Source organism: Ruegeria sp. AE3 (assembly GCF_056542225.1).
This window is the reverse complement of record NZ_JBQFZL010000002.1, coordinates 1-14,291: the sequence shown is the minus strand read 5'-3', so window position 1 is coordinate 14,291 and position 14,291 is coordinate 1. Positions and strand designations below refer to the sequence as shown.

13 protein-coding genes are annotated in these 14,291 nt (G+C 59.5%); 7 read left to right on the top strand and 6 right to left on the bottom strand.

The genetic code is table 11. The features are described from left to right. The first annotated feature begins 8 nt into the window (after positions 1-8). The 4 genes from ACR0NZ_RS06810 to ACR0NZ_RS06795 all read left to right on the top strand — a co-directional run bounded on the left by ACR0NZ_RS06810 (position 9) and on the right by ACR0NZ_RS06795 (position 2,970). Entirely contained in the window at positions 9-701 is a 693-nt protein-coding gene (locus ACR0NZ_RS06810; RefSeq protein ID WP_480517806.1) for a helix-turn-helix transcriptional regulator, read from the top strand. Positions 702-826: 125 nt separating this feature from the next. After that, positions 827-1,498, top strand: coding sequence for a YiaD family glycine zipper/OmpA-like lipoprotein (locus ACR0NZ_RS06805; RefSeq protein ID WP_209505259.1), 672 nt, complete (start codon positions 827-829; stop codon positions 1,496-1,498). A 122-nt stretch (positions 1,499-1,620) separates the two neighbouring features. Next, positions 1,621-2,163: an NADPH-dependent FMN reductase gene (locus tag ACR0NZ_RS06800; RefSeq protein WP_480517804.1), complete on the top strand. Its 543-nt coding sequence runs from the start codon at positions 1,621-1,623 to the stop codon at positions 2,161-2,163. 15 nt (positions 2,164-2,178) lie between these two features. After that, on the top strand, positions 2,179-2,970 hold the full coding sequence (locus ACR0NZ_RS06795) for an HTD2 family dehydratase (protein ID WP_480474114.1): 792 nt from the start codon (positions 2,179-2,181) through the stop codon (positions 2,968-2,970). Here the strand turns inward: ACR0NZ_RS06795 and ACR0NZ_RS06790 are convergent. Further along, the gene (locus ACR0NZ_RS06790) at positions 2,962-3,996 is read right to left on the bottom strand and encodes an NAD(P)/FAD-dependent oxidoreductase (protein WP_480517802.1); all 1,035 of its coding nucleotides are present in this window, start codon (positions 3,994-3,996) and stop codon (positions 2,962-2,964) included. The two genes, ACR0NZ_RS06795 and ACR0NZ_RS06790, sit on opposite strands and share 9 nt — an antisense overlap. A 55-nt stretch (positions 3,997-4,051) precedes the next feature. On the opposite strand from ACR0NZ_RS06790, the gene mnmC2 reads away from it, so the two are divergent. Together mnmC2 and ACR0NZ_RS06780 are read left to right on the top strand one after the other, a co-directional pair. Continuing rightward, complete coding sequence (mnmC2, locus tag ACR0NZ_RS06785; RefSeq protein WP_480517800.1) at positions 4,052-4,717, top strand: tRNA (5-methylaminomethyl-2-thiouridine)(34)-methyltransferase MnmC2; 666 nt, start codon at positions 4,052-4,054, stop codon at positions 4,715-4,717. Continuing rightward, a complete protein-coding gene (locus ACR0NZ_RS06780; protein ID WP_480517798.1) occupies positions 4,714-5,583 on the top strand; it encodes a DMT family transporter in 870 nt (289 codons plus the stop codon). Before mnmC2 ends, ACR0NZ_RS06780 begins: the two co-directional genes overlap by 4 nt. Here the strand turns inward: ACR0NZ_RS06780 and ACR0NZ_RS06775 are convergent. Continuing rightward, the gene (locus ACR0NZ_RS06775) at positions 5,557-7,530 is read right to left on the bottom strand and encodes a lytic transglycosylase domain-containing protein (RefSeq protein WP_480517796.1); all 1,974 of its coding nucleotides are present in this window, start codon (positions 7,528-7,530) and stop codon (positions 5,557-5,559) included. The two genes, ACR0NZ_RS06780 and ACR0NZ_RS06775, sit on opposite strands and share 27 nt — an antisense overlap. Before the next feature lie 133 nt (positions 7,531-7,663). Here ACR0NZ_RS06775 and dapA point away from each other — a divergent pair, with 133 nt between their 5' ends. Then, positions 7,664-8,536: a 4-hydroxy-tetrahydrodipicolinate synthase gene (gene dapA, locus ACR0NZ_RS06770; RefSeq protein WP_480474109.1), complete on the top strand. Its 873-nt coding sequence runs from the start codon at positions 7,664-7,666 to the stop codon at positions 8,534-8,536. Between the two features lie 133 nt (positions 8,537-8,669). Here dapA and ACR0NZ_RS06765 read toward each other — a convergent pair whose 3' ends face one another. The 4 genes from ACR0NZ_RS06765 to pta all read right to left on the bottom strand — a co-directional run. Next, positions 8,670-9,542, bottom strand: a complete 873-nt coding sequence (locus tag ACR0NZ_RS06765) for a dimethyl sulfoxide reductase anchor subunit family protein (protein ID WP_480517794.1) — start codon at positions 9,540-9,542, stop codon at positions 8,670-8,672. Further along, positions 9,542-10,291, bottom strand: a complete 750-nt coding sequence (locus ACR0NZ_RS06760; protein WP_480517792.1) for a 4Fe-4S dicluster domain-containing protein — start codon at positions 10,289-10,291, stop codon at positions 9,542-9,544. The genes ACR0NZ_RS06765 and ACR0NZ_RS06760 overlap by 1 nt, the downstream gene beginning before the upstream one ends. Positions 10,292-10,400: 109 nt before the next feature. Next, positions 10,401-13,220, bottom strand: coding sequence for a molybdopterin oxidoreductase family protein (locus ACR0NZ_RS06755; RefSeq protein WP_480517790.1), 2,820 nt, complete (start codon positions 13,218-13,220; stop codon positions 10,401-10,403). A 90-nt stretch (positions 13,221-13,310) separates the two neighbouring features. After that, positions 13,311-14,291, bottom strand: a 981-nt coding sequence (gene pta / locus ACR0NZ_RS06750) for a phosphate acetyltransferase (RefSeq protein WP_480517788.1), incomplete at its 5' end; no start/stop codon positions are given.

The window sequence follows — 14,291 nt, the reverse complement described above, 5'->3', positions numbered from 1 at the left end:
AGAATGCGATGCGCCGTTCGACCCGTTTGTTTGAAATCATCCAGATCTTGCGGGCCGCAAGTGCGCCGGTCACGGCGGAAGCACTGGCCACCCGGCTGGAGGTGTCCATGCGCACCGTCTATCGTGACATTGCCGAATTGCAGGCCCAGCGAACACCCATCGAAGGTGAGGCCGGTGTCGGCTACATGATGCGGCGTGGTTACGATTTGCCGCCGCTGAATTTCGACGCCGAAGAGGTTGAGGCTCTGTGGGTTGGCCTGTCTCTTCTGGCGCGCACCGGCGACAGCCACTTGCAGCGCGCTGCAAGTCGAATCTGTCGGAAGATCGATGCACTGCATAGCCCGACCGATTGGTTGCAGGTTTCACCCTGGGGGGCTCCGGCGGATGATCCCGAGAAGGGATGTGTTTCTGTTTCGCATTATCGCGAAGCTATTCGGGCAGAACGGAAAATTCGCATCACTTACGTAGATGGTGAAGGCGAACAAACCATCCGCGTGGTGCGCCCGCTAGCGCTGATCTATCATATCGAATGCACGTTGCTGGCAGGGTGGTGTGAAATGCGAAGCGGCTTTCGCCATTTCAGAACCGATCGCATCTGGTCCAGTGAACACACTGACGAAAGATTTCTGGGGCAAGGTAAATCTTTGCGTGATCTCTGGCAGGAACAACAGCACGCGGGCACCTTTGCGGAACCGGTATGAATGGCCTTTGGCGGGTATTCGCCTATTTCACCGCATTGTTGCTTGAGCCTGTGAGCAAGCGCAGTGATATACTGGGTGAAATGGATCAAGCCCGAAGAACGGGTACCGGAGCAGAAGGTGATATCATGACGATTTCAAAGTTTTTTCTGGCGACAGGCCTGTGTTCAATCATGGCCGTGACGGCCTGTACCGATCCTGGCACCCTGACCGTTCAGAACGACCCCAACAAAAATACGAAGCAGGGTGCGGTTCTGGGTGGCCTTATCGGCGCGGGTGTCGGCGCGATTGCCAATAATTCGAACCCGGGTCTTGGGGCGCTGGCCGGTGCCGCCATTGGTGCCACGGGTGGCGGTCTGATCGGCAACCAGTTGGACAAGCAGGCTGCGGAATTGCGTCAGCAACTGGCAAATGACGGGATTACCATCGTCAATGCGGGTGACCGGCTGATCGTGACCGTCCCGAATGACATTACGTTTGACACGGACAGCTCGACCGTGCGCCCGGCGCTGCGGGCGGATCTGGTGAAAGTGGGCCAGAACCTTGTCAACTATCCCAACTCGAACGTGCAGATCATTGGTCATACCGACAGCGACGGCGACGCGTCTTATAATCAGGGATTGTCCGAGCGTCGCGCAAACGCGGTCGCGGATATCCTGCAAGCCAATGGTGTCAGCTACAGCCGTATCAGAACCTACGGTCAGGGTGAAAACAACCCGGTCGCGTCCAACCTAACGCCGCAAGGAAAAGCGCAAAACCGGCGGGTTGAGATTGTTGTGGTCCCCAGCGGAAACGCGTGATCCTGAAACGCAGGACCGGTCTGGCACATCCCCTGTTGCGCAATGACTGTGCGTCAATGGGGGTTTGGTCGGGGTCAATCTCGGTCTAACTAATGGGAAACACTGAAACGGAGTTGTCCCTGATGTCTCAACTGACCCTGCTTGGCCTGTCCGGCTCCCTGCGCAAGGACGCGACGAACCGCAAGCTGCTGCGCGAAGCGGCCCGGTTGTTCGACCCTGTCAGCTATGCCGAAGCAGACCTGAACTTGCCGCTTTATGATGGCGATCTGGAGGATGCCGAAGGGATACCGGCATCTGTTCAGATGCTGGCCGACCAGATCGGGCAGGCGGATGCGGTGATCATCTCGACGCCCGAGTACAACAAAGGGCCTTCGGGCGTTCTGAAAAACGCGCTGGACTGGGTCAGCCGGACGAAAGGCAATCCATGGGCGGGCAAGCCGGTTGCCGTGATGTCGGCGGCGGGTGGCCGCGCTGGTGGGGAAAGGGCGCAGATGATCCTGCGCGCTTGCATGGTGCCCTTTCAGCCCCGCATCTTGCAGGGTCCGGAAATCCACCTCGCTGACAGTTCGAATGAATTCGACGAACAGGGAAAGTTGCTGTCCGAACGGTATGAAAAGTCACTGCACATGCTGATGCAGAAACTCAGGGTCGAGGCCGGTTTCTGAGCTTGGACTGCGCATATGTTGGAACAAAGTCAAAGCGATATCCTTGACCCGGCCCGTGCCGCTTCGTTTCAGGTTGCGTTGGGCTCTGAGCCAACAATTGCCAAAGGCTCAGCTCTGCCGCCATTCTTCCATCAGCTCTATTTCTGGGCGCCGCAACCGCCTGCTGCGCTGGGGCGGGATGGGCATCCCAAGGTGGGTGGCCTGATCCCGGATATGGGATTGCCCCGCAGAATGTGGGCCGGTGGGCAATTGGAATTTCATGCACCGCTGATCGCGGGTATCCCTGCTGACAGGACATCGGTTCTTGAAAACCAAAGCGCAAAAACAGGGCGCTCCGGACCGTTGGGTTTTGTCACGTTGCGGCATGAGATACGGCAAGGTGGCCAACTTTGTCTGACAGAATGGCAGGACCTTGTTTATCGTGAAGACCCCACGCCGGATGCAATAACTCAAACGCCGCCTCGTTCACGCACGGATGAAACGGATATCCACGCGGTTGCGTTCGATACCACCCTGCTGTTTCGCTACTCAGCGCTGACCTTCAACGGCCATCGCATTCACTACGATCTGGACTATGCGCGCGATGTGGAAGGATATGCAGGGCTGGTTGTGCACGGGCCACTTCTGGCGCAGCTTCTGATGCTGTTTGCAGTTGATCTTGGCGGACCACTCAAGTCGTTTTCTTTCCGTGCGACCTCGCCGTTGATGCATTTCGAGACTGCCCAGCTGTGCCGGAACGGTCAGGACATGTGGGTGCGCGGCCCGGATGGGCGGCAATGCATGAAAGCTGTGGCCCTATCACAGTGAGGCTCCGGGGCGGAAGTCATCGGGGATCGAATCCCTGTCCTCCAGCATCAGATCGGCCATAACATCGGCCACTTTCGGAGCCATGCCAAAGCCGATCTTGAAACCGCCATTGGCGATGAACTGACCCTGATGCAACGGATGCAGGCCCAACATCGGGGCGCGGCTTTTGCTGCGGGGACGCACCCCGGCCCAACGTTCGATCACCTCGGCCCCGTGCAAAAGCGGCAGCGCGCGCGTGGCCCGGTCTATGATATCGTCCAATGCACTGTCTGTGCTGGTTGGGTCGTCATAGTCCCGTTCAGACGTTGATCCGATTGCAAGTGTTCCGTCCGCATGTGGCACGATATGGACCGCATCCGCGAAAAGCTGTGGCACCTCTCCCGCGTCAAAGCGCAACAGGGCGGCCTGACCTTTGACACCGTTTCCGACGGTCTTTCCGTAGGCGTCGTTCAGTTCAAGTAATCCGGCTAGGCCCGTGGCGTGGACAACCTGCCCTTTATCATCAGCGCTACTGACAACGTGGACACCCATGACCTCAAGGGCTGCAACCAGAGCGGCGCAGGCCCGCCGGGGATGCATGCGCGCCGTCAGCGTATCGCGGATGACAAAGCCGGTGGGGCTGGGCGGGCACCACGATCCGGCCTGCGATGTGCTGATCACCCGCCATTCTGCCCGCCCCTGCCAAAGCTGATCGGCTGAACCTTCGCGTTGCCGGGCCAGATCCAGACTGCGGGCGTCAGGAATGGGTTGAAGACGGCCCAGCCGCCCGTAGCCGGGAGAAACGCCGCCGGTACCCTCGACCTGATGCCAAAAGGGTTCGGCCATGATCAGGCTGTCGAATTGGAAAGCTTTCTTAGCATTCCAGTTTTCAGGCACGTGCGGGGCCAAGGCCCCCACCAGACCGCCGCTGGACCCGGAGCCCGGCCCAAAAGGATCGACGACCTGCACCTTCGCGCCCCGACGGGCGCAGGTCCAGGCGATGGACAGGCCGAAAATTCCTGCCCCGCGAACCGTCACATCGATCATTGCCAATTCCCTTTTCCTTGTTCAGTGTCGCGCCGCTTAGCTACAGGATTCCCCAATGGCAGACCAGCATGCCGAATTGACGTGGACCGAGGATCAGATACCGGTCTCGGACCGTTTCGACGATCCCTATTACTCGTTGCAGAACGGGCTGGAAGAGACGCGCCATGTGTTTCTTGCAGGTAATGATCTGCCAGAACGTTTTGCGCCGGGGTTTCATATTGCCGAGCTGGGCTTTGGCACCGGTCTGAACCTGCTGACGGTCTGGTCTGAATGGGAGAAATCCGGCCAAACAGGGCCGCTTCGGTTCACCAGTTTCGAAGCCTTTCCCATGGCCACGGATGATATGCGTCACGCGCTTGAGGCCTTCCCCGAGTTGCACCCGTGGTGCAGCCGGTTTCTGGCCCATTGGACAGGTCGCGCGTGCAGTCTTGAAACCCTTCAATGCGAAGTGATCATCGGCGATGCGCGCAACAGCCTGCCGCAATGGACTGGCCTGGCCAACGCCTGGTTCCTCGACGGGTTCTCTCCTGCCAAGAACCCAGAATTGTGGGGGGCAGATCTGATGCAGCAAGTGGCGGCGCATACAGCCACCGATGGTACCGCAGCCACATATACGGCCGCCGGGTTTGTTCGACGCGGGCTTCAGGATGCCGGTTTCACCGTCACCCGTACATCCGGTTATGGCCGAAAGAGGCACATGACGCGGGCGCTCAAGGCATGACGCAGAAAAACAATGCAGGTGCGGGTATCGCCCTGATGGTGGGCGCGACGATTGTCTTTGCCTTGCAGGACGGTATCTCACGCCATTTGGCCGGAACCTATAACACCTACATGGTGGTGATGATCCGCTATTGGTTCTTCGCGGCCTTTGTCATTGCGTTGGCGGCGCGATCCTCAGGCGGGTTAAAGGCGGCCATGCAGACGAACCAGATGGGTCTTCAGATCCTGCGGGGCCTGCTGCTGGCCACCGAGATCTGCGTCGCCGTATTTGGTTTCACAGTGCTCGGTCTGATCGACAGTATGGCCGTTTTCATAAGCTATCCCCTGCTTGTCGCGGCGCTGAGCGGTCCGGTTCTGGACGAAAAGGTCGGATGGCGGCGCTGGGCCGCGATCGGCGTTGGTTGCATTGGTGTTCTGATCATTCTGCAGCCGGGCGTTGGTGTCTTTGATCCTTGGGCCGTCATACCGCTGATCTCGGCGTTTTTGTTTGCGATCTATGGCCTGCTGACGCGCTATGTCGCACGTCAGGATAGCACGGCCACCAGCTTTTTCTGGACCGGCGTCGTTGGCGCCGTCGCCATGACTCTGTTTGGAATGTGGTTCTGGGAGCCAATGGCCCGCAGCGACTGGCTCTGGATGGCGTTGCTGTGCGTCAGCGGGGCAACGGGGCACTGGCTGCTGATCAAATGTTATGAGATGGCCGAAGCCAGCGCCGTCCAACCCTTTGCCTATTTTCACCTGGTCTGGAGCGCGATTCTGGGGATTTCGATCTTTGGTGAAACACTGCGCCCTGAAGTTGTCGCGGGCGCAGCGATTGTTGTAGCCGCAGGGCTTTTTACCTTATGGCGCGAACGCCGCCAGCGATGATCCGATCAGTTCCTGCGAAAACGGAACCGGCAGGGCGGGCTGCCCCAGTCGGGCGCGGTAGACCGGCAAGCTTTCGGTCACGCGCATCACATAGTTGCGCGTCTCATCGAACGGAATGGTCTCGATCCAGTCTACGATATCCACCTCGCCGGTGCGTGGATCACCATAGCGTTCCATCCACGAGATCGGGCGCTTTGGACCAGCATTGTAACCCGCCGCCATCATGACGACATTCCCGTTGAACTCGGTCGCAAGGCCCGAAAGATAGTTGGCGCCAAGCTTGGCGTTGTATTGCCAGTCCGACGTCAACCGACCGGTCTGATGGCCGCTGAGTATCCCCAGCTCTCCGGCCACCAGCTTGGCCGTTGCGGGCATCACCTGCATCAGGCCGCGCGCACCCGCGCCGCTGACGACAACCGGATCAAATTCGCTTTCGCGCCGTGCGATGGCCAGCGTCATTTCCTTGGCCATAGGCAGACGCATGTCGGCCACCGGATGAACCGGGTAGTAGGCCGCAGGCAAAATGGTGCCCGTGGTCGCAGCCCGCTTGGCGATCATCACGGCCAGATGCGGCTGCTTAAGTTCAATTGCAAGGTCGCCCAACTGGTTGGCCTGCACAGGGTCAAGACCTTCGACAAGATGCGTCAGGAACCTCTCGGACAAGTTGTCTTCCCCGGCCTTCAGCAACAGCAGCCCGGCTTCCAGAACGCTGGAAGCGGCGAACTCAGCCTGACGCCAGTGCGGCGCGCGACGCGGATTGGCCAGTTCCTTGTCAAATGGCCGTCCGATCCGTTCCGCCGCCAGCAGACCATAAAAAGAGGTCTGATAATCCGCGCCCATCGCATAGGCCTCATAGGCTTTGTCTGCTTCCCCAAGCTCGGCGTAAGCTCGCCCCAGCCAATAGCCGCCGCGCCCTTTCGAGATCGGCGATTGCACGGCATTCGAAAAATTCTGGAAGTGCCGCACGGCTGTGGCAGGGTCATTCAGTTTGCGCAGGGCCAGAAACCCGGCCAGCCACTCGAGATCCGCATAGGAATATCCCATTTCGGGGGTCATATGGTGCTTGGCCGCTACGTCATAAGCACGCGCTGCCCGCCCCGATCGCATCTCGAGCCGGGCCAGACGGCGGCGACCCTCGGCCCATTTGTCAGGCTCGCCCAGAGCCTCCGGTCCGGTTGACCGTGCCAGCATCAGGTCGACGGCGCTGTCATCCAGTTCTTTCTTGTCTCGCCAGACAAAACGGTCGAATGCCAGCCCCGGCGCATCTGCCAGCGACTTCGGTACCGCCGCCACCTTGCCGTCTACGCCTGGCTGGCGTTTCTGCAACGCGATCCGTGCTTCGGCCAGCTTGCGCTCATCCGTGCTGACCAGGGGCAGCATCTGTTCTGCGCTGACCAAATGGCCATCCCACAGCATCCGGTCCAGCCGCGCGGCATGGTGCGGCTTCAGCAGTTTGGCAAAATTTTCCAGATAGTCTTTTTGCAACCCCGATCCCATTGGCATGGTACGCCAGGCTGTCACGATGTCGGCTTCCGCCTCGCCAATGCGCCCTTTGGCCTTAAGGGCCACCGCATAGTTCAGCGCGCCTTCAGCAGTCTGAGGGGGTAAGCCAGCGTAAAACTTCAGAACCCTGTCGGGATCGGCCCCGGTAAAGACCGGCTCACTCTTGCGGCGCAGCCAATCCAGCCCGGGCCAATCCGGGCGGCGTTCGAGAAACACCAGCACATCGCCCGAGCTGCCAAACCCCTCACGCAGCCAGTGCCAGACAATGACATCGCGCGAGACCGAGCCGCGCTGGCCCGATACGCGCAGTGCCGCGTTCCAGTCGCCCTTGCGCATTTCATAGAGCCCGGCGCGCAAATCACCGGCCGCATCCGCGCGTGCGGCTTGCGGTGTCGTCACTGCGTATAGAATCACACCAGTCAACAGTGCCAGAAAGCGTGTCATCCCTTGCATTTCCCAACCAACCGAGGATAGAGCCTGTGAGGATAAACCCTGCGCCGGCGGGATCAACTCACAAAGCTGGAAACGTGAGAGGCCGAGGCGCAAAAACCGCAATGTGCACCTTAAGGAGCGTGTCATGTTCAAAGGCTCGATGCCAGCCCTCGTCACTCCGTTCAACAACGGCGAGTTGGACCTGAAGACGCTTAAACATCTGGTCGAATGGCAGATCTCCGAAGGCTCGACCGGGCTGGTGCCCGTTGGAACCACCGGCGAAAGCCCGACGCTCAGCCATGACGAACACGAAACGGTCATCGAAGAAGTGGTCAAAACGGCTGCTGGCCGTGTTCCGGTTATTGCCGGTGCCGGGTCGAACAATACGGTCGAAGCCGTCCGGTTCGTTCAGTTCGCCGAAAAAGTTGGGGCAGATGCGGCGCTGGTTGTCACACCTTACTACAACAAGCCGACTCAACGCGGCTTGATCGCGCATTTCCAAGCCCTGCACGAGGCTGCGGATATTCCGATCATCATCTACAACATTCCCGGGCGATCGGTCATCGACATGACCCCCGCCACCATGGGCGAATTGGCCCGGTTGCCGCGTATTGTCGGGGTCAAGGATGCGACGGGCGATCTGGCGCGCGTCAGCCAGCAGCGTGCGATCTGTGGCAAGGACTTCTGCCAACTGTCCGGTGAAGACGCCACGGCACTGGGTTTCAATGCCCATGGCGGTGTCGGATGCATTTCAGTCACAGCAAACGTGGCTCCCAGACTCTGCGCCGAATTCCAGCAGGCCACATTGTCGGGCGATTATGCAAAGGCACTGGAATACCAGGACAAGCTGATGCCGCTGCACGAAGCGATCTTTATCGAACCCGGGTTGGTCGGCGCCAAATACGCGCTCAGCAAACTGGGTCTCTGCAGCACTGAAGTCCGCTCGCCTCTGACCGAGCTGGAAGACAGCACAAAGGCCGCGATTGAAGCAGCAATGGCACACGCGGGCCTCATCTGACCCGGTCTTCAGAAGCCGGAAAAGGCGGCCTCGACTACCGAGCGCCGCCTTTTTCTTTTTCAGGATCCAGACTTCATCTGGCCAAAAATATCCCGGGGGAGTCGCGGTGTGCCGCGGCGGGGGCAGAGCCCCCTCAACGTTTGCCGTAATAAAGCCCAACGACATGTTCAGCCTGCGCAAAGAACAACCAGCGCGAGGTCGCGACACCCGCCAGATGCGATGCCACCGCCAGCAGGGCCAGGAAATGGTTGAATGGCAGGACCAGCAACAGAACCGGCAGGACAAAGGCCAATACAAACGAGATCACCCGCAATTTCTGTGCATGTTTGCGCCCGACCACATGAACAAACTCACGCAGCAGATAGTTGGTACCGGTATGCGGTGGCTCGAACGCTCTGACTGTGCCCCGGTTACCCAAACCTGTCGCCGTGCCCAGATCCGTTCCGGATGCCTCCAGCGCTTTGTCGCCTTTCTTCCAATACAAGAATTGAACCAAAGCGGCGATCAGCAGAAGCGGAATAGCAACACGTGTCTGGCCCGCCAGCAACGCACCACCCGCCAGACTGAAGCTCAGGAACATGGCGGGGGTCAGGTTCATATTCCAGCGCGGGATGGTCTTGAGTTGCGTGTAGATCATCGATGTCGTGAACACGGTCGCCAGTGACATCAAGGCTCCGACCCAACCCAGCAGGCTCCAATGCCGATCCAGAAACACTACGCCAATCGCATAAAGTCCCATGACGACCAGGGCGAGCACGGCACACCAGCCTTCACGGCTGAGCCAGCTGGTTTTCCATTGGGTAAAAGCCTTCAAGGCCCGTTCCGGGTGGCCGAGGTGGAAGGTCGAGGCCATCAGCCCTCCGACGGCCAGACCGTAAGCAATGGCGAAGAACACAAAGGCCACCCAGCCCGAGACGGCCGGAAAGCCAAGACCAAGGAAGATGAGCAAACCGAAGCCCAGACCGGACAGGGTGGTGAAGAGGATGACGGAGGGTGCAGGATGCATCAGAGTTTCTCCAACGTCTTGTCGAGCCAGCCGAGGAAGCCCTTGGGCTCTTCAGCGACAGGTGCCAACAGGGGGGCCAGGATGTCGATCTGATCTTCCACCGTGTCTTTCGGGCGCGGCGGCAGATATTTATTGACGGGTTTGGTGCCCATTTCGGGCATCAGGTCCATTCCGCCGCGATCCGCAACAAGCTTGCTGACGTCGCTGTCCGGATTGCCCAGATCGCCAAAGTGCCGCGCGCCCGCCGGACAGGTTCGAACACAGGACGGAATCCGGTCCACCTCGGGCAGGTTCTCGTTGTAGATCCGGTCGACGCAGAGGGTGCATTTCTTCATCACCCCCTCGGCCTTATCCAGTTCACGCGCGCCATAGGGGCAGGACCAGGCACACAGGCCACACCCGATGCAGTCGCTTTCATTGACCAGCACGATGCCATCCTCGACCCGCTTGTAACTGGCCCCGGTTGGGCAGACGGTAACACAGGGCGCGTCTTCGCAGTGCAGGCAGGATTTCGGGAAATGGATCAGTTGCGCGTGCCCTTCCGCCGGTTGCACCTCGTAGGAATGCACGCGGTTCAGGAAAGTGCCCGACGGGTTGGCGCCATAGGCATCCTGATCGGACAGCGGCGCGCCATAATTCTCCGTGTTCCAGCCCTTGCAGGAAATCACGCAGGCATGGCACCCAACGCAGGTGTCCAGGTCGATCACCAGACCCATCTTGCGCTCGGTGGAGTTCGGTAGCTGGGTCATGTCAGGATACCTGTGCTGTTGAGGACGGGTGAGGGGGCCAGCCCCCTCTTGAGCCTGCGGCTCAATTCACCCCCGGGATATTTGTGGCCAGATGAAGAGCGGGTCCAGGTCATTCGCCCACCTTCCACGCCAAATTCGCAGGGCCAGTTCCTACCGGTGATTTGATCGGGTCAAAATGAGGCTGGCTCTGAGCATCGGCGGGCGCATCGGCCTTTTCGATTTTGACTTTCAGGTCAAACCATGCGGCCTGACCAGTAATGGGGTCGGAGTTGGCCCAGCGTAGCCCGTCGCCTTTTGGCGGCAATAATTCGTGGATCAGGTGGTTGAGCAAAAAGCCCTTAGTGGCCTCGGGCGCGTCATGCTGCAGGGCCCAGGCGCCTTTGCGTTTGCCGATGGCGTTCCATGTCCAGACGGTGTTTTCGTTCAGGGCGGCCATTTCCATCACAGGGACGGTAATCTCACCATGAGGGGATGTGATTTTGGCCCAATCTCCGTCGCTCAGGCCGTGCTTGTGCATCAGCTTGGTCGGAACATAGAGCGGGTTTCGCCCGTGCAACTGCCGCAGCCAGGCGTTTTGCGTGCCCCAGCTGTGATACATCGCCATCGGGCGCTGGGTCAGCGCGTTGACAGTGAAGCCGTCGTTGCCCTGCTGGTCTGTTTCGTACCAGATTGGAAGTGGGTCCATCGTGTCTTTGATCCGCTGGCGCAGATGATCAGGCGGCTGTCGGTCGCCATGGCCTTCGGCTGCCAGCTGAAACTTGCGCATCGGCTCGGAGTAGAGTTGGAATAGGTATGGCTGCGGGCTGTCATAGAGCCCCATGCCCACGGCCCATTCCTGATAGGCCGCATTCCATGGTTTGTAGTAATCCGCGCCTTGCGGGATATGCGCCACGTAGAAGCCGCCGTTCTCTATATAGCGGTTCAACTGATCCGGGTTGACTTCTCCGCGCCCTTCCTTGTCGGCATTTTCGCCACGGAACCCGGCTAGTGGGCCAATACCCGGCTTGCGTTCGTGATTGACGATATAGTCGGCGTAATCGACCCATTTTGCGCTGCCGTCTTCATGGGTGAAGCCCGGAAGTTTCATACGGTTTGCGAGATCGATCAATACTGACTGAAACCCGCGCACGTCACGGTCCGGTTCGATCACAGGCCAGCGGATTGCGTCAGCGGCCGCATCCGCCTCGCAAATCGGGCGATCCAGCAGCGAGATACAGTCGTGGCGTTCGAGGTAGGTTGTATCCGGAAGGACGAGGTCCGCGTAGGCCACCATCTCGGAAGAATAGGCGTCCGAATAGATGATGCGCGGGATCACGTAATCGCCGTTTTCACCCTTGTCCGTCAGCATCTCGATGACACCCTTGGTGTTCATGGTCGAGTTCCACGACATGTTTGCCATGTACATGAACAGCGTATCGATCTTGTACGGGTCGCCCGCATGTGCGTTCGAGATCACCATATGCATCAGCCCGTGGCTGGACATCGGGTTTTCCCAGGTGAAAGCCTTGTCGATCCGTGCGGGGCTGCCATCTTTCTTCAGCGCAAGGTGTTCCGGGCCGCGGACGAAACCCAGATGCGGGCCATCCAGGGGCGAGTTGGGCGTCACCTTGCAATGCGGTGTCGGGTGCGCCTCGATCGGTTTGGGGTAGGGGGGCTTGAAGCGGAAGCCGCCGGGAACCTCGACCGTGCCAAGGATGATCTGCAGCACATGCAGCGCGCGGCAGGTCTGGAAACCATTGGCATGAGCCGAAACGCCGCGCATCGAGTGCATCGCAACAGGGCGGCCAATCATCTTGGTGTGTTTCTCGCCCCGGAAATCGGTCCATTCGTGATCCAGCTCGAACGCCTCGTCAAAGGCGACGCGCGCCAGTTCCGCAGCAATCGCGCGAATGCGCTTGGCGGGAATACCGCATTTTTCGGCAACAGCTTCGGGCGCGTGTTCCTCAGACAGGTATTTTTCCGCCATCAAGTGAAACACAGGGCGATGAACGACACCGTCGTTTTCGTAGATCGCTGACAAATCCGGGCGAACGCCAGGCGTGTCGAAGGCCGTCAGCTTGCCTGTATTCCGGTCGATGACCAGGGGCTTTCCGTCATCGTCGCGCAGGAACAGGCCGTTTCCGGCGCCTTCGGACGCGTCCACCAAAACCGGGGCATTGGTGTAGCGGCTCAGATAGTCGAGATCGATCTTTCCGGCTTTCATCAGTACATGGATCAATGACAGGATGAACAGCCCGTCAGTTCCCGGTGTGATGCCGACCCAATCATCGGCGACGGCATTGTATCCGCTGCGGATGGGGTTGACGCCGATTACACGTGCGCCGCGCGCTTTGATCTTGCCAATACCCATTTTGATCGGGTTGGAGTCGTGGTCTTCGGCCACGCCAAACAACATGAACAGCTTGGTATGGTCCCAATCAGGCTGGCCGAATTCCCAGAACGCGCCGCCCATCGTATAGATGCCGCCCGCGGCCATGTTGACCGAACAGAAGCCGCCATGCGCCGCATAGTTGCAGGTTCCGAAATTTTGCGCCCAGAAGCTGGTAAAACTCTGACTTTGGTCCCGGCCGGTGAAAAAGGCCAGCTTTTCCGGGTTGTCTTTACGGATTGGCTCCAGCCAGCTGACAGCCAGTTCCAGCGCTTCGTCCCAGCTGATCTCCTCAAATTCACCCGAGCCACGCGGGCCGACCCGTTTCAGTGGCTTGCGCAGGCGCGAAGGGGCGTTGACCTGCATGATCCCGGCGGACCCCTTGGCACACAAGACGCCCTTGTTCACCGGGTGGTCGCGATTGCCTTCGATATAAGCAACCTTGCCGTCTTTCATGTGAACGTTGATGCCGCATCGGCAGGCGCACATGTAGCAGGTGGTCATGCGGATTTCGTCCGAGACTTTCGGTGACGTATCAAGGATCGGCTGCTGATGGGTCATTTGCGGGTCCAGTTGGTTATGTCAGGAGGATTTTGTCAGTTTCCTCGGTATTTTAGAACATCGTTCCGGGAGCGGTGCGAAAATTAAGTGTTACAGTCTATTTGCCTGTAATGCGGTCACGGCGATCATCTGGGTCACATCCTCGGCGCTGCATCCGCGGGACAGGTCGTTGGCGGGTTTGGCCAGCCCCTGTAAGACCGGTCCGATGGCGGTGTAGCCCCCCAGTCTTTGGGTGATTTTGTAGCCGATATTGCCAGCATCAAGATTGGGAAAGATCATCACGTTGGCCTGCCCGGCGACAGACGAACCCGGTGATTTACGCTCACCAACCGAAGGTACAAAGGCGGCGTCGAATTGCAGTTCACCGTCGACGTTCAGGTCTGGCGCGGCCTGGCGCAGCATTTCTGTAGCCTCGATCACCTTTTCCGCGTCCGGATGCTTGGCGCTGCCCTTCGTGGAAAAGCTGAGCATCGCGATCTTTGGATCGACCTGCAGCAGCGTCCGGGCCGATGTGGCGGATGCCATGGCAATCTTGCTCAGCTCGCCCGCGGTCGGATTGATGACCAGCCCGCAATCGGAATAGAGCATCGCCCGCGCCCCGGGCTGAGCGTTTTCCGGCGGGTACATCAGGAAAAAGGATGACACCATTCCTGCATCGGGGGCCATGCCAATCACTTGGATGGCTGCACGGACGATTTCGCCGGTCGTGTGAACGGCCCCTCCTACGGTGCCGGTGGCGCGTCCGCTGCGCACCAGCATGGCGGCATAGACGGGGGGTGTTTCAACGGCAGCACGGGCTTTGGCCCGGTCGACGCCTTTATGCTGGCGCAGTTCGAAAAAGGTCTGGGCAAATTCTTCGGTCAGGTCCGAAGTCACAGGGTCATGGATCTCAACTCCGTGAGAGGCAGCAGCCCCCTGATCTTTCAGGGCTGCTTCGACCTCGGCGTACGGGCCAACCAGAATGATATCGGCCAGATTGGCCCTCTGCGCGTTGAGGGCTCCTTTGGTGATGCGGGGGTCGTTGCCTTCGCTGAGGGCGATTATGGGACGGGTGGCCGGAGCGTTTTGCCG

Coding starts and splice junctions, on each gene's coding strand:
- ACR0NZ_RS06780 (WP_480517798.1), top strand. CDS start 4,714: ATGACGCAGAAAAACAATGCAGGTGCGGGTATCGCCCTGATGGTGGGC.
- ACR0NZ_RS06760 (WP_480517792.1), bottom strand. CDS start 10,291: ATGACCCAGCTACCGAACTCCACCGAGCGCAAGATGGGTCTGGTGATC.
- ACR0NZ_RS06795 (WP_480474114.1), top strand. CDS start 2,179: ATGTTGGAACAAAGTCAAAGCGATATCCTTGACCCGGCCCGTGCCGCT.
- ACR0NZ_RS06765 (WP_480517794.1), bottom strand. CDS start 9,542: ATGCATCCTGCACCCTCCGTCATCCTCTTCACCACCCTGTCCGGTCTG.
- ACR0NZ_RS06775 (WP_480517796.1), bottom strand. CDS start 7,530: ATGACACGCTTTCTGGCACTGTTGACTGGTGTGATTCTATACGCAGTG.
- mnmC2 (WP_480517800.1), top strand. CDS start 4,052: ATGGCAGACCAGCATGCCGAATTGACGTGGACCGAGGATCAGATACCG.
- dapA (WP_480474109.1), top strand. CDS start 7,664: ATGTTCAAAGGCTCGATGCCAGCCCTCGTCACTCCGTTCAACAACGGC.
- ACR0NZ_RS06755 (WP_480517790.1), bottom strand. CDS start 13,220: ATGACCCATCAGCAGCCGATCCTTGATACGTCACCGAAAGTCTCGGAC.
- ACR0NZ_RS06790 (WP_480517802.1), bottom strand. CDS start 3,996: ATGATCGATGTGACGGTTCGCGGGGCAGGAATTTTCGGCCTGTCCATC.
- ACR0NZ_RS06805 (WP_209505259.1), top strand. CDS start 827: ATGACGATTTCAAAGTTTTTTCTGGCGACAGGCCTGTGTTCAATCATG.
- ACR0NZ_RS06800 (WP_480517804.1), top strand. CDS start 1,621: ATGTCTCAACTGACCCTGCTTGGCCTGTCCGGCTCCCTGCGCAAGGAC.
- ACR0NZ_RS06810 (WP_480517806.1), top strand. CDS start 9: ATGCGCCGTTCGACCCGTTTGTTTGAAATCATCCAGATCTTGCGGGCC.